This window comes from Streptomyces marianii, from assembly GCF_005795905.1.
In the GTDB taxonomy this organism is placed as follows: domain Bacteria; phylum Actinomycetota; class Actinomycetes; order Streptomycetales; family Streptomycetaceae; genus Streptomyces; species Streptomyces marianii.
The window spans coordinates 6,745,575-6,758,656 of sequence record NZ_VAWE01000001.1 but is presented as its reverse complement, the minus strand read 5'-3'; the positions used below and the strand labels follow the sequence as shown (position 1 = coordinate 6,758,656).

At 72.6% G+C, this 13,082-nt stretch carries 11 protein-coding genes; 5 read left to right on the top strand and 6 right to left on the bottom strand.

Annotation, left to right across the window (positions count from 1 at the left end; all coding sequences use genetic code 11):
* Window positions 1-43: 43 nt before the first annotated feature.
* Entirely contained in the window at window positions 44-835 is a 792-nt protein-coding gene (locus FEF34_RS30610; RefSeq protein WP_138056057.1) for an ABC transporter ATP-binding protein, read from the bottom strand.
* A 127-nt stretch (window positions 836-962) separates the two neighbouring features.
* Here FEF34_RS30610 and FEF34_RS30605 point away from each other — a divergent pair, with 127 nt between their 5' ends.
* The gene (locus tag FEF34_RS30605; protein WP_138056056.1) at window positions 963-1,760 is read left to right on the top strand and encodes a hypothetical protein; all 798 of its coding nucleotides are present in this window, start codon (window positions 963-965) and stop codon (window positions 1,758-1,760) included.
* Window positions 1,761-2,246: 486 nt separating this feature from the next.
* On the opposite strand, the gene FEF34_RS30600 is transcribed toward FEF34_RS30605, so the two are convergent.
* The 3 genes from FEF34_RS30600 to FEF34_RS30590 all read right to left on the bottom strand — a co-directional run bounded on the left by FEF34_RS30600 (window position 2,247) and on the right by FEF34_RS30590 (window position 4,509).
* Window positions 2,247-2,489, bottom strand: a complete 243-nt coding sequence (locus FEF34_RS30600) for a chaplin (RefSeq protein ID WP_138056055.1) — start codon at window positions 2,487-2,489, stop codon at window positions 2,247-2,249.
* Between the two features lie 186 nt (window positions 2,490-2,675).
* Entirely contained in the window at window positions 2,676-3,371 is a 696-nt protein-coding gene (locus tag FEF34_RS30595; RefSeq protein ID WP_138056054.1) for a response regulator, read from the bottom strand.
* Window positions 3,364-4,509 carry a GAF domain-containing sensor histidine kinase gene (locus FEF34_RS30590; protein WP_138056053.1) on the bottom strand — a complete coding sequence of 382 codons (1,146 nt, stop codon included), beginning with the start codon at window positions 4,507-4,509 and terminating at the stop codon, window positions 3,364-3,366. The genes FEF34_RS30595 and FEF34_RS30590 overlap by 8 nt, the downstream gene beginning before the upstream one ends.
* A gap of 185 nt (window positions 4,510-4,694) precedes the next feature.
* Between FEF34_RS30590 and FEF34_RS30585 the strand changes: the two genes are divergently transcribed.
* The 3 genes from FEF34_RS30585 to FEF34_RS30575 all read left to right on the top strand — a co-directional run bounded on the left by FEF34_RS30585 (window position 4,695) and on the right by FEF34_RS30575 (window position 7,527).
* A complete protein-coding gene (locus FEF34_RS30585; protein WP_138056052.1) occupies window positions 4,695-5,393 on the top strand; it encodes an SDR family NAD(P)-dependent oxidoreductase in 699 nt (232 codons plus the stop codon).
* Complete coding sequence (locus FEF34_RS30580; RefSeq protein WP_138056051.1) at window positions 5,390-6,490, top strand: S-adenosylmethionine:tRNA ribosyltransferase-isomerase; 1,101 nt, start codon at window positions 5,390-5,392, stop codon at window positions 6,488-6,490. Before FEF34_RS30585 ends, FEF34_RS30580 begins: the two co-directional genes overlap by 4 nt.
* Window positions 6,491-6,780: 290 nt before the next feature.
* Entirely contained in the window at window positions 6,781-7,527 is a 747-nt protein-coding gene (locus tag FEF34_RS30575; RefSeq protein ID WP_138056050.1) for a transglycosylase SLT domain-containing protein, read from the top strand.
* Between the two features lie 104 nt (window positions 7,528-7,631).
* Here FEF34_RS30575 and FEF34_RS30570 read toward each other — a convergent pair whose 3' ends face one another.
* Window positions 7,632-10,226: an ABC transporter ATP-binding protein/permease gene (locus tag FEF34_RS30570; RefSeq protein ID WP_171053154.1), complete on the bottom strand. Its 2,595-nt coding sequence runs from the start codon at window positions 10,224-10,226 to the stop codon at window positions 7,632-7,634.
* An 889-nt stretch (window positions 10,227-11,115) separates the two neighbouring features.
* On the opposite strand from FEF34_RS30570, the gene serB reads away from it, so the two are divergent.
* Window positions 11,116-12,330: a phosphoserine phosphatase SerB gene (gene serB, locus FEF34_RS30565; RefSeq protein ID WP_138056048.1), complete on the top strand. Its 1,215-nt coding sequence runs from the start codon at window positions 11,116-11,118 to the stop codon at window positions 12,328-12,330.
* A 166-nt stretch (window positions 12,331-12,496) separates the two neighbouring features.
* On the opposite strand, the gene FEF34_RS30560 is transcribed toward serB, so the two are convergent.
* Window positions 12,497-13,015: a SixA phosphatase family protein gene (locus FEF34_RS30560; protein WP_138056047.1), complete on the bottom strand. Its 519-nt coding sequence runs from the start codon at window positions 13,013-13,015 to the stop codon at window positions 12,497-12,499.
* Window positions 13,016-13,082 lie beyond the last annotated feature (67 nt).

The window sequence follows — 13,082 nt, the reverse complement described above, 5'->3', positions numbered from 1 at the left end:
CGAACGCCGCCCCGACAGGGCGCGACCGGGAAGCGGCGGCGGATCAGGCGAGCGGCAGGCCCTGGGCCGTCCAGCGCTCACCGTTGCGCTCGACGACGAGCGGGAGACCGAAGCACAGGGAGAGGTTGCGGGAGGTGAGCTCGGTCTCCATCGGGCCCGCGGCGAGCACCTTGCCCTGACGGATCATCAGGACGTGGGTGAAGCCGGGCGCGATCTCCTCGACGTGGTGCGTCACCATGATCATGGAGGGTGCGAACGGATCGCGGGCGAGTCGACCGAGGCGGCGCACCAGGTCCTCGCGGCCGCCGAGGTCGAGGCCGGCGGCGGGCTCGTCGAGGAGGAGCAGTTCGGGGTCGGTCATCATCGCGCGGGCGATGAGGGTGCGCTTGCGCTCGCCCTCGGAGAGGGTGCCGAACCTGCGCTCCAGGTACTCGGACATACCGAGGCGGTCGAGGAAGGCGCGGGCGCGTTGCTCGTCGACGGCGTCGTAGTCCTCGTGCCAGGACGCGGTCATGCCGTAGGCGGCGGTGAGGACGGTCTGCAGGACCGTCTGGCGCTTGGGCAGCTTCTCGGCCATGGCGATGCCGGCCATGCCGATGCGGGGGCGGAGCTCGAAGACGTCGACCCCGCCGAGCCGGTCGCCGAGGACGGTGGCGGTGCCGGTGGTGGGGAACAGGTAGCTGGAGGCGATGTTGAGGAGAGTGGTCTTGCCGGCGCCGTTCGGGCCGAGGATCACCCAGCGCTCGCCCTCCTTGACCGACCAGGAGACGTCGTCCACCAGAGCACGTCCGTCGCGGACCACGGATACGTCCACCAGCTCCAGTACATCGCTCATGAGCGCGTTGTCTCCCCATGCAGTCGTCGGGTCTCGGGCCCTGCGCGCCTGTGGGCGCGGCTCCCCAGGTAAACCTACGCCACCCGCCCTGTGCTCCCGCCCCGGGTCCGGTACCTAGGCTGGGTCCATGTTCTCGGAACCACGCTCAGGACGCCTGGCCGCTTGGGGAAATGCCCTTCTGGCCGGATTCGTATCACCCGATGACGCAGTGACCGCGATTGTCGGGGACGACGCGGTGCACCGCCTCGAAGAACTCCCCGGCGAGAACGGACCGGTCGGGCTCACGCTGGGGCTGGGACGGCTGCGTACGGCCGGGGCGCGGGGGTTCCGGGTCGCCCTGCCCGCACCGGGGCATCCGCTGGGCCTGAGTGGGCCGCCGGAGTTCAACGCGCGGGCGCTGGAGGCGGCGGAGGCGGTCGTCTGCCACGGTGCCGCCTACGGCCTGGTGCCCGAGGTGCACGAGGCGGGGCCGGACGGCGATGTGCACGTCGAGGTGGTCTGGCACTGTCTGCCGGTGCGGGAGGCCCCGCCCGCCGACGTGCCCTCCCTCGGCGAGGCGGAGCGCGAACTCGCGGAGGGGCTGCGGGAGGCGACGGAGGTGCTGTCCCGGCTGGACGTGGCGGCTTCCGGGCCGGCTGCCGAGGCGGCGCTGGACGCGTATCGGGCACGGGCCGAGGCGAAGACGGCCCGCGAGGTGCTGGCGCCCGGTTATCCGCCCCGGGCGGTGCGCGTCCTGGAGCTGGCGCGACGGATCGGGCTCCTGCTGTCGCTGGCATACGAGAACGGGCACGGCGGGGCGATGAGCGCGTCGGAGATGGCGGCCCGTGGGGCGGCACTGCGGCCGGTGGAGCGCGTGGCGCGGCGCGCGCAGGTGGCGGCGTACAACGCGTACGTGGAGGACCAGGAGCGCCGGGCGGGTCTCTGACGGGCACGGGGTATCGGTGTCGCCCCCGCCGCAGGTCGCCTGCCCGGATCCGGCACGGATCGCCGTGTGCGGAGGGCGGGAGCGGTGACCGGACGACGGCGCTCTCGCGGCCTCATGTCGGCGGCCCGGATCGATGCGCCGGCCGTCTCGCGAGCCGGGCGCCACCGAGGGGTGTGCGGTCGCGGTCGGGCAGCACCGAGTGCCGGCCGCGCCTCCGTGGTCGGGACGCGGTAGCGGCCGCCGCCGTGCGGCCCCGTGGATGCCCCCGCAGTGTCCTCGTGGATGCTCCCCTTAGGTGTTCGTCGTAAGCGTCCGTCGGGCAGTGGCGCCGCGCACGGACGCATACGGACGGCACGGGCCGTCGTCGTAGGCCCCACCGATGCCGGCCCGCTGGGGACGCGCGACACCACCGGGCACGCCAGCGGACCCCGGGACGGGGCCGGGGTCCGGTGGGTGCTGCGGGCCGCTGGTGGGCCGGCGGCTCGTTCAGCCGTTGACGCCCGCGTTGCCGAAGGCCGGGTTCAGGGCGCCGATGACGTTGACCGTGTTGCCGACGGCGTTGACCGGGATGTGGACCGGCGCCTGAATCAGGTTTCCGGAGCCGACGCCCGGGGAGTGCGTGGCGTGGCCGTCCGCGTGCGCGCTGGTGGCGGACGCGACACCGGCGCCTGCGGCGACGATTCCACCGGCGACCATGGAGACGGCGAGGGCCTTCTTCAGGTTGTTCACTTCAGGATCCTCCTAGGCTTCACCGCGGCGGGACCGCCGCGGCTCGCCCTGGACAACGCCGGGGACGCCCGAGGAGATGCGCCGTGTGGGCGACATACACACGACGGTATGAATCTCACACCGGAGGGAACCGGTCCGTTTTCCTCTCAGGATGACCTGCCGAAACGTTCCGATCGGCTCCGGATGTCAGCCGGAGAGCCCGTGCCGCACGGCCCAGAGCGCCGCCTGGGTGCGGTCCGCGAGGTCGAGCTTCATCAGGATGTTCGACACATGCGTCTTCACGGTCTTCTCCGAGAGGACCAGCGCCCGGGCGATCTCCCGGTTGGAGCGGCCGTCGGCGATCAGCCCCAGCACCTCCCGCTCCCGCTCGGTCAGCGAAGTGCCCCTCCCCTGCCCGCCGCCCGGCTCGTCCTGGGCCAGGAGCGCTCCCGCCACCTCCGGCTGGAGCAGCACATGGCCCGCGTGAACGGAGCGGATCGCCGCGGCCAGCGCATCGGGGGCGACGTCCTTGTAGACATAGCCGGAGGCACCGGCGCGCAGTGCGGGGACGACCGTGCGCCGCTCGGTGAAGCTCGTCACGATCAGGACCTTCGCGGTGTTGTCGAGCGCGCGCAGCTTGCGCAGCGCCTCGATGCCGTCGGTGCCGGGCATCCGTACGTCCATCAGCACGACGTCGGGCCGCAGTTCCTCGGCGCGGGCGACCCCCTCGTCGCCGTCGCCCGCCTCGCCCACGACCTCGATGTCGTCCTGCACCTCGAGGAACGTGCGCAGACCGCGGCGGACCACCTGGTGGTCGTCCACGAGCAGCACGCGGATCGCCCGCCCGTCCCCCGGCGCCCCGCCGGCGGGGCGCTCCGCGCTCCCGCTTTCCCTCTCAGCCACCGGGAACCTCCATCTCGACCGTGGTGCCCTTTCCGGGCGCCGATTCCACCGTGAGTGTCCCGCCGACGCCGCTCGCCCGGTCGCGCATGGAAACCAGGCCGAGATGACGGCCGGCCCTGCGGACCGCAGCGGGCTCGAAGCCCCTGCCGTCGTCGGTGACGCTGAGGACCGCCCCATGGCCGCGCCGGGCGAGAGTCACCGCGACCCTGGGCGCGCCGGAGTGCCGCAGCGCGTTGTGAAGGGCTTCCTGGGCGACCCTCAGCAGGGCCTCCTCCTGGGCGGCGGGCAGGGCGCGGACCCCGCAGCTGTCGAAGGTGACGTGGGCGGTGTGGGCGCGGTCGAGGACCTGGATCTGAGTGCGGAGCGTGTCGACCAGGCCGTCCTCGTCCAGGGCGGCGGGGCGCAGTTCGACGACCGCCGCGCGCAGTTCGTCCGCGGCCTCCGCTGCGAGCGCGGCCACCTGCTGCAGCTCGCCCTTGGCCCGCGCCGGGTCGCGGTCCACGAGGCGGGCCGCGGCCTGCGCGGTCAGCCGGAGGGAGAACAGCTTCTGGCTGACGGCGTCGTGGAGCTCGTGCGCGAGGCGGGAGCGCTCCTCGGCGATGGTGAGTTCGCGGCTGCGCTCGTACAGCCGGGCGTTGGTGAGAGCGATGGCGGCGTGCTGGGCGAGGATCGACAGCAGTTCCTCGTCCGCCTCCGTGAACCCGCAGCCCCCGTCGGGCTTGGGGCACCGCTTGTTGGCGAGGAACAGCGCGCCGATCGTCTCGTCGCCGTCCTTGACGGGCAGGCCCAGGAAGTCGGCCATGTCCGGGTGGGCGGAGGGCCAGCCCTCGAAGCGGGGGTCCTTCCGCACGTCCGCGAGCCGCTCGGTCCTCGCCTCCCTCAACATCGCGGCGAGGACGCCGTGCTGGCGCGGGAGCGGCCCGATCGCACGCCACTGCTCGTCGCTGACACCGTCGACGACGAACTGGGCGAAGCCTCCGTGGTCGTCGGGCACGCCGAGCGCCGCGTACTCCGCGTCGAGCAGCTCACGGGCGGAGGCCACGATCGTCTTGAGGACGTCGCGGACCTCGAGATGCCTGCTCATGGCCAGCAGGGCGGTGCTGACGGCGGCAAGCCCGGAGCTCGGTCGATGGCTCATGGGATCACCGTACCGGGGTGCCGTGACGGTGCGTATCGGCCTGTGGACGGCGGCGGACCCGGTCCCGGGGCCTAGGTCGAAGTGCCCTGCCCGGTACGGGCGCGGGGACGAGGTGGCGGGCCCCTGCACGGAGACAGCCTGAAGCACATCCGAACGGCATCGCACAGTAAGAGGGGACGGACGTCATGCCTGTCGCGATCATCACGGGAGCCTCGAAGGGGCTCGGGCACGCACTGGGGGCCGCGTTCGCGCGGCGCGGCTGGGATCTGGTGCTGGACGCCCGGACGGCGCCGGCCCTGGAGGCCTCGGCGGAGGAACTGCGCCGGTACGGGACCGGAGTGAGGGCGCTGCCCGGGGATGTCACGGACGCCCGGCACCGCGCCGAACTCGTGGCCGCTGCCCGTGAGCTGGGCGGTTCCCTCGATCTGCTGGTGAGCAACGCCAGCGCGCTGGGCGCGGAGCCCCTGGTGCGACTGGAGGAGCTGCCGTTGGAGGGACTGCGAGCGGCGCTGGAGACCAATGTGGTGGCGGCGCTGGGTCTGGTGCAGGAGGCACTGCCGCTGCTGCGGGCCGGTACGCCGGGCGCGGTGGTCGCGGTGTCGTCCGACGCGGCGACCGGGGCGTACGGGACGTGGGGCGGTTACGGGGCGTCGAAGGCGGCCCTCGACCGGCTGGTGGCGGTGCTGGCGGTCGAGGAACCGGCGCTGCGGGTGTGGGCGGTCGACCCCGGCGACATGGGAACGGATCTGTACGCGGCCGCGGTACCGGGCGACGACGACCCGAGGCCGGCGCCCGACGAGGTGGTGCCGGGGTTCCTGCGACTGCTGGACGAGCGGCCGGCGAGCGGGCGGTACGCGGCTCCGGCGCTGGTGGCCGGCCGATGAGCGTGCTGGAGGCCCTGCGGGTGCCGGACGGGCTGTCGGCGCGGGTCCCGGCGGAGGAGCGCGGGGACGGGCGCGACGACGTACGGCTGATGGTGTCGCGGGGTACGGCCGTGACGCACCACGCGTTCCGCGGGCTGCCCGGGCTGCTGCGGGCCGGGGACGTCCTGGTGGTGAACACCTCCGCGACGCTCCCGGCGGCCGTGAACGCGCGGCTGGGCGGGGAACGGCTGGTCGTCCACTTCTCCACACGCGCGGATCGGGAGCGCTCCGGGACGGCGGCCGGGAACGGGGGGCTGTGGGCGGTGGAGCTGCGGTCGCCGGACGGGACGGGCAGCACGCTGCCGCGGGCTGGAGGGCCTGCGGGCGCGCGGATACGGCTCCCCGGGGGCGGAGTGCTCGTGCCGCGGGAGCCGCTGGTGGAGGGCTCGCCCCGGCTGTGGTGGGCCGCCGCGTCGGTGGACGTGCCGGGGCTGATGGCGCGGTACGGCAGGCCGATCCGGTACGGCTACACCGAGCGTGACCGGCCGCTGTCCGCGTACCAGACGGTGTTCGCGCTGCCCGCGCGGGACGGGGCGGGCTCGGCGGAGATGCCGAGCGCGGCGCGGCCCTTCACGGAGCCGCTGGTGGCGGAGCTGGTGCGGCGCGGGGTGCTCTTCGCCCCGGTCACCCTGCACACGGGGGTGGCCTCCTCGGAGGCGCACGAGCCGCCCTACCCGGAGCGGTTCGAGGTGCCGGCGGCCACCGCGTGGCTGGTGAACGCGGCCCGTGCGCGCCGCCGGGCCGGTGGCGGCGGGCGGGTCGTGGCGGTCGGGACGACGGCGGTGCGGGCGCTGGAGTCGGCGACGGGCCCGGACGGGACGGTGCGTCCCGCGGCGGGCTGGACGGATCTCGTCGTCACACCCGCGCGGGGAGTGCGCGCGGTGGAGGGCCTGCTGACGGGCCTGCACGAGCCGGCGGCCTCGCATCTGCTGATGCTGGCGGCGATCGCCGGACGTGAGGCGCTGACCAGGAGTTACACGGAGGCGGTACGGCGTCTCTACCTCTGGCACGAGTTCGGCGACGCCCATCTCGTCCTTCCGGACCAGGACACTCACTGAGCGCATTGCTGGAGCAACGGATCGTGAGTGCGGCGGTGGTGCGATGTGAGCCCGCACATAGGACGCACATCACTTACGAAGCGCGCTAGTGGATACATAAAGGACATGTGAGCAGGCCAAGGTGAGCGACTTGTCCGATTTTGGGGGTTCCGGACCCACTACCCGGGATCGTAGGTCACACCTTTGCCACAGCATTTTGCGGCCGCTAAGAATTGCGTCCGTCGCCGCCGAGCAGGCGCTGCGCCGCCCCGGCCGAAGCGACTCCCGCTATTCGAAGAGGTACGTCTCGCATGTCCGCGTCCCGCACCCCCGGCTTCCGCCGTATGTCCAAGACCCACAAGTTCTCGATTGCCGGTGTGGCCGCCGTTGGCGCCTCCGCCCTCGCGTTCTCGCTCGTCCCGGGCAACGCCGTCGCCGGCACGGAGACGCAGGCCGCGCCGGCCTCCGAGGTCGCCTGGTCCACGACCGTCGACACCGCGAAGGCCACCGCGCTGCAGACCAGCATCGCCGAGCAGAACGCCTTCACCGCCGCCCAGGCCAAGGCCGCCGCCCAGGCGAAGGCCCAGGCCGCCGCGAACGCCAAGGCCGCCGCCAAGGCCCAGGCCGCCGCCCGGGCGAAGGCGAAGGCCGTCGCCGCCGCCAAGGCCGAGGCCGCCGCCAAGAAGCGCGCCGTCGAGCAGGCCGCCAGCCGTGCCGCCGCCCGCAAGCCCGTCTACGCGAACAACCTGGACGGCTGGATCCGCGAGGCCCTGGACATCATGAAGAAGCACAACATCCCGGGCACCTACCACGGCATCCACAAGAACGTGATGCGTGAGTCCAGCGGCAACCCGCGCGCGATCAACAACTGGGACATCAACGCCGTCAACGGCGTCCCGTCGAAGGGCCTGCTGCAGGTCATCAAGCCGACCTTCGACGCCTACCACGTCCCCGGCACCGCCAAGGACCAGTACGACCCGGTCGCCAACATCGTCGCCGCCTGCAACTACGCGGCCGACCGCTACGGCTCGATCGACAACGTCAACAGCGCCTACTGACGGACGCGGCGGCAGGGACACACATGCGCCGGAGGGCGGCACCCGCGATCGGGTGCCGCCCTCCGGCGTCGTCCGTACCGCCCGGGGCCGGGCGGAGGGGTCCGCTACTTGCGCATGACCTCCGGCTCGTGGCGGCGCAGGAAGCGGGCCACGAAGAAGCCGCACAGTGCGCCGAGCGCCAGCAGGGCCGCCATGTCCAGGCCCCAGGCGCCGACCTCGTGGTCCCAGAGCGGGTCGGTGTTGCCGGGGTCGTCCTGGTCGGGCCTGATCCTGTTGAGGTCCAGGGTGGCGCCGGCCGCGGCGACCGCCCAGCGGGACGGCATCAGGTACGAGAACTCGTTCACGCCGATGGTGCCGTTGAGAGTGAACAGGCAGCCGGTGAAGACGATCTGGACGATCGCGAACATCACCAGCAGCGGCATGGCCTTCTCGGCCGTCTTCACCAGCGCCGAGATGACCAGGCCGAACATCATCGAGGCGAAGCCGAGCGCCATGATCGGCAGCGAGAGTTCCAGCAGCGCGGCCGAGCCGAGTACCAGCCCCTCCTCGGGGATCTCCCGGGCGGCGAAGCCGATGGCGCCGACCAGGGCGCCCTGGAACACGGTGATCATGCCGAGGACGATCACCTTGGACATCAGGTACGCGGAGCGTGACAGCCCGGTCGCCCGCTCCCGCTCGTAGATCACCCGTTCCTTGATCAGCTCGCGGACCGAGTTGGCGGCACCGGAGAAGCAGGCGCCGGCCGCGAGGATCAGCAGCACGGTCGTGGCCGTGCCGTTCGGGATGATCCTCCCGCTCTGCGGGTTCACACCGTTGGGCAGCAGGCCCTTGTCCGGATCGATGAGCAGGCTCACCGCGCCGATGACGGCGGGCAGGAGCACCGTCAGCGCGAGAAAGCCCCGGTCGGATGAGACCACCGAGACATAGCGCCGCATCAGCGTGCCGAGCTGGGAGAACCAGCCCTGCGGCTTCGGCGGCCTCATCGCCTGCGGCGGTGGCATGTGCACCGACTGCGGGGCGACGGCGTCGATGTCCGCGGCGTACATCTGGAAGTGCTGCGAGCCCTTCCAGCGGCCCGCCCAGTCGTAGTCGCGGTAGTTCTCGAAGGCGGAGAACACATCGGCCCAGGTCTCGTAGCCGAAGAAGTTCAGCGCCTCCTCTGGCGGGCCGAAGTACGCCACCGAACCGCCGGGCGCCATCACCAGCAGCTTGTCGCACAGCGCCAGCTCGGCCACCGAGTGCGTGACCACGAGGACGGTGCGGCCGTCGTCGGCGAGGCCACGCAGCAGCTGCATGACGTCGCGGTCCATGCCCGGGTCGAGGCCGGAGGTCGGCTCGTCCAGGAAGATCAGTGACGGCTTGGTCAGCAGCTCCAGGGCGACGGATACGCGCTTGCGCTGGCCGCCGGAAAGGGAGGTGACCTTCTTGTCCTTGTGGATGTCGAGCTTTAGCTCGCGCAGCACCTCGTCGATGCGGGCCTCGCGCTCGACCGCCGTGGTGTCCGCCGGGAAACGCAGTTTGGCCGCGTACGTGAGCGCCTTCTTCACGGTCAGCTCCTTGTGCAGGATGTCGTCCTGCGGGACCAGACCGATGCGCTGGCGCAGCTCGGCGAACTGCTTGTACAGGTTCCGGTTGTCGTAGAGCACGTCGCCCTCGTTGGCCGGACGGTAGCCCGTGAGCGCCTTGAGCAGGGTCGACTTTCCGGAGCCGGAGGGGCCGATGACCGCGATGAGCGACTTCTCCGGGACACCGAAGGAGACGTCCCTGAGGATCTGCTTGCCGCCGTCGACCGTCACCGTGAGGTGGCGGGCGGAGAAGGAGACCTCACCGGTGTCGACGAACTCCTCGAGGCGGTCGCCGACGACCCGGAACGTCGAGTGACCGACGCCGACGGTGTCGTTCGGGCCGATGACCGCGGTGCCGGACTTGGCGAGCGGCTGGCCGTTGACGTACGTGCCGTTGTGCGACCCGAGGTCGCGGATCTCGAAACAGCCGTCGGGCGTCGCGCGGAACTCGGCGTGGTGGCGGGAGACCTGGAGGTCGGAGACGACAAGGTCGTTCTCCAGCGCACGGCCGATGCGCATCACACGGCCCAGGGACAGCTGGTGGAACGTGGTGGGGCTGCGGTCGCCGTGGACCGGCGGGGCCCCCGCGGCGCCGCCGGGCGTCTTCTGGACGTAGTCGTCGCGCGGGCCCTGCTGATGCGGCACCTGGGCGGCGGCCGGCTGCTGCCACTGCTGCTGGGCCTGGGGCTGGTGCGCCGGCTGCTGGGCCCAGCCCTGCTGGGCGGAGGCCTGCTGGGCGGAGGCCTGCTGGGCGGAGGCCTGCTGGGCGGAGGCCTGCGGCGCCGACTGGGCCTGGGCGGGCTGCTGCGATACGGCCCCCTGCGCGCTGTACGCGCCGGCTTCGGTGCCGGACAGGCTCAGCCGCGGGCCGTCGGTGGCGTTGCCGAGGTGCACCGCGGAGCCGGGGCCGAGCTCCATGTGGTGGATGCGCCGGCCCTGCACATACGTGCCGTTGGTGCTGCCGTGGTCCTCGATGGCCCAACTCCGGCCGCCCCAGCTGATCGTGGCGTGGCGCCACGACACCCTGGCGTCGTCGATCACCACGTCACCCTGGGGATCCCGCCCCAGGGTGTACGACCTGGACGGATCGAGGGTCCAGGTCCTTCCGTTCAATTCCAGTACGAGTTCCGGCACTCCATGCCCCACTAGTTGTCCCCCGAGCTACCCCCGCCAACGGGAGTCTAGGGATGGCGAACATCGTGGGGAACTATTCCAGGCACGGTCGCGTATCCAAAAGTCGGGCCTTGTGAAGACGGCCACCGCCCTTCCACCCGTGCGCCGTTGAGGGTGGAGAAACACGCCCGGAACGTGGTATGCGCCCACGAGCACCCATGAATCATGCGCGAAGGGGGCAACTCGGAACGGATCGGGGGCGCGACGCCGGCGGTCTCCGGCGACGAGGCTTGCGGGGCTGCGGACGCTCGGGCGGCGCCACGGGTCGGGCCGGGCGGGGGTAGCCGTCGGCAGACGCGGGCGGCCCCGTGGGAAGACCGCGGGCCGAGCCGTCCGCCCGGCGGTCCCCGCGGTGGGGCCCGCCGAAGCGAGTGGCGCACCGCGCTCCGCCGCACGGAACGACCCAGTGGCGCACTGCCGGTCCGCCGCACGGAACGCTGGGCCGTCCGCCGCAGAGGACGACCCGAGTGGTGGCGCACCGAGGTCCGCCGCACGGAACGGCGACGGGACGCCGGGCCGTCCGGCTCACGGGACGACCCGAGTGGCGCACCGCGCACCGCCGCACGGAACGACCCGAGTGGCGCACTGCCCGTCCGGCGCACGGGACGGCGGCGAGCGCCGGGCGGCTCCGCGCGCCGGGCGCGGGTGAGCCCCGCCCTCCCGCCCCCGGCGCGGACGGGACCGCGCCGCCGGGCGCGCGGGGTCCCACCCTTCCGTGTCCCCCGTTCGGCCCCCTTCGGCCCTGCGGCAACCCCGGCGCCACCTGCACGTAGCCTGGGAGGGGCGGGGCTGTCCGGTACGCGGGACGGGGCGGCGCCCGGCGCGGAGTGCCCGATACGGTGGGAGCACCATGAGCGCATCGCAGCCCCCGCAGACGCCCGACGTCCCCACCCTGCTGGTGAAGATCTTCGGGAAGGACCGTCCCGGCATCACGGCCGGGCTCTTCGACACCCTCGCCGCTTTCTCGGTCGACGTGGTCGACATCGAGCAGGTCGTCACGCGGGGGCGCATCACCCTGTGCGCACTCGTCACCGAGCCGACCGCCGGCACCGAGGGCGAACTGCGGGCCACCGTGCACAGCTGGGCCGAGTCGTTGAGACTGCAGGCCGAGATCATCTCGGGTCTCGGAGACAACCGGCCCCGGGGCAGCGGGCGTTCGCACGTGACCGTGCTCGGGCATCCGCTGACCGCGGAGTCCACGGCCGCCATAGCCGCCAGGATCACCGGCACGGGCGGCAACATCGACCGTATCCACCGGCTCGCCAAGTACCCGGTCACCGCCGTGGAGTTCGCGGTGTCGGGCTGCGAGACCGAACCGCTGCGGACCGCACTGGCGACCGAGGCGGCGGAGATCGGGGTGGACGTCGCCGTCGTCTCGGCCGGACTGCACCGCCGGGCGCAGCGCCTCGTGGTCATGGACGTCGACTCGACCCTGATCACCGACGAGGTGATCGAGCTGTTCGCCGCGCACGCGGGCTGCGAGGCGGAGGTCGCCGAGGTCACGGCGGCCGCGATGCGGGGGGAGCTGGACTTCGAGCAGTCGCTGCACGCCCGGGTCGCGCTGCTGGCGGGCCTGGACGCGTCGGTGGTGGACAAGGTGCGCACGGAGGTGCGGCTCACCCCGGGCGCGCGCACCCTGATCCGTACGCTGAAGCGGCTGGGCTTCCAAGTGGGCGTGGTCTCGGGTGGGTTCACCCAGGTCACCGACGATCTCAAGGAGCGTCTGGGCCTCGACTTCGCCTCGGCCAACACCCTGGAGATCGTCGACGGGAGGCTGACCGGACGCGTCACCGGCGAGATCGTGGACCGGGCCGGCAAGGCGCGGCTGCTGCGGCGCTTCGCGGCGGAGGCCGGGGTGCCGCTCGCCCAGACCGTGGCCATCGGCGACGGCGCGAACGACCTGGACATGCTGAACGCGGCCGGGCTCGGTGTCGCCTTCAACGCCAAACCCGTGGTGCGCAGGGCCGCCGACACGGCCGTCAACGTGCCCTTTCTGGACACGGTGCTGTATCTGCTCGGGATCACCCGCGAAGAGGTCGAGGCCGCGGACGCCCACGAGGACTGAGAGGCGGACCGGGACCGGCCGGGGTCGCCGCCCCGGTACCTGCGGACGGACGGCCCCGGCCGCAGGTGCGGGCCGCCCGGAACGGTCGGCGCCGGTGGCCGGCGAGGAGGGGCGGGCCCCGGTGCACCGCGTGCGCACCGGAGCGTTTCCCGGCGGCGTGCCCCGCTCAGTCGTGCGGGGCCCAGTAGTCGATGAGCGTGCCCACGCCGTGCTCGACGGACTTCCAGGAACCGGAGAAGCCGACCACGGCGAACGCCGCGGTCGGGAAGCCGCCGCGGCTCATCCGCTGCAGGGTGTCGCCCTCCGCCTTCCCCGCGAGGGCGTCGGCGAGGGCGTGCATTCCGGGGTTGTGACCGATGAGCAGCAGATCGGTGACCTCGTCCGGGGTCTCGTTGAGCAGCGCCAGCAGATCTCCGAGTGAAGCCTCGTAGAGCCGCTCCTCGTACACGGTCCTGGGCCGCTCGGGCAACTCCTGGACGGCGAGCTTCCAGGTCTCGCGGGTCCTCGTGGCGGTCGAGCACAGGGCCAGGTCGAAGGGGATGCCGGTATCGGCGAGCTTACGGCCGGCGACGGGGGCGTCGGTGCGGCCCCGGTCGGCGAGCGGCCGCTCGTGGTCGGACACCTGGGGCCAGTCGGCCTTCGCATGGCGGAGTAGGACGATCCTTCGCGGTGTATCGGCGCTCATGCTCCCCAGCTTCGCATGAAATCAGCCAGCGGGCGCAGGGTGTTGAGGGGTCACCGCACGAAGCGCG

Bases quoted from the DNA above. Each gene is read 5' to 3' on its own strand.
- FEF34_RS30585 (WP_138056052.1), top strand. From the start codon at position 4,695: ATGCCTGTCGCGATCATCACGGGAGCCTCGAAGGGGCTCGGGCACGCA.
- FEF34_RS30575 (WP_138056050.1), top strand. From the start codon at position 6,781: ATGTCCGCGTCCCGCACCCCCGGCTTCCGCCGTATGTCCAAGACCCAC.
- FEF34_RS30610 (WP_138056057.1), bottom strand. From the start codon at position 835: ATGAGCGATGTACTGGAGCTGGTGGACGTATCCGTGGTCCGCGACGGA.
- serB (WP_138056048.1), top strand. From the start codon at position 11,116: ATGAGCGCATCGCAGCCCCCGCAGACGCCCGACGTCCCCACCCTGCTG.
- FEF34_RS30580 (WP_138056051.1), top strand. From the start codon at position 5,390: ATGAGCGTGCTGGAGGCCCTGCGGGTGCCGGACGGGCTGTCGGCGCGG.
- FEF34_RS30590 (WP_138056053.1), bottom strand. From the start codon at position 4,509: ATGAGCCATCGACCGAGCTCCGGGCTTGCCGCCGTCAGCACCGCCCTG.
- FEF34_RS30605 (WP_138056056.1), top strand. From the start codon at position 963: ATGTTCTCGGAACCACGCTCAGGACGCCTGGCCGCTTGGGGAAATGCC.
- FEF34_RS30560 (WP_138056047.1), bottom strand. From the start codon at position 13,015: ATGAGCGCCGATACACCGCGAAGGATCGTCCTACTCCGCCATGCGAAG.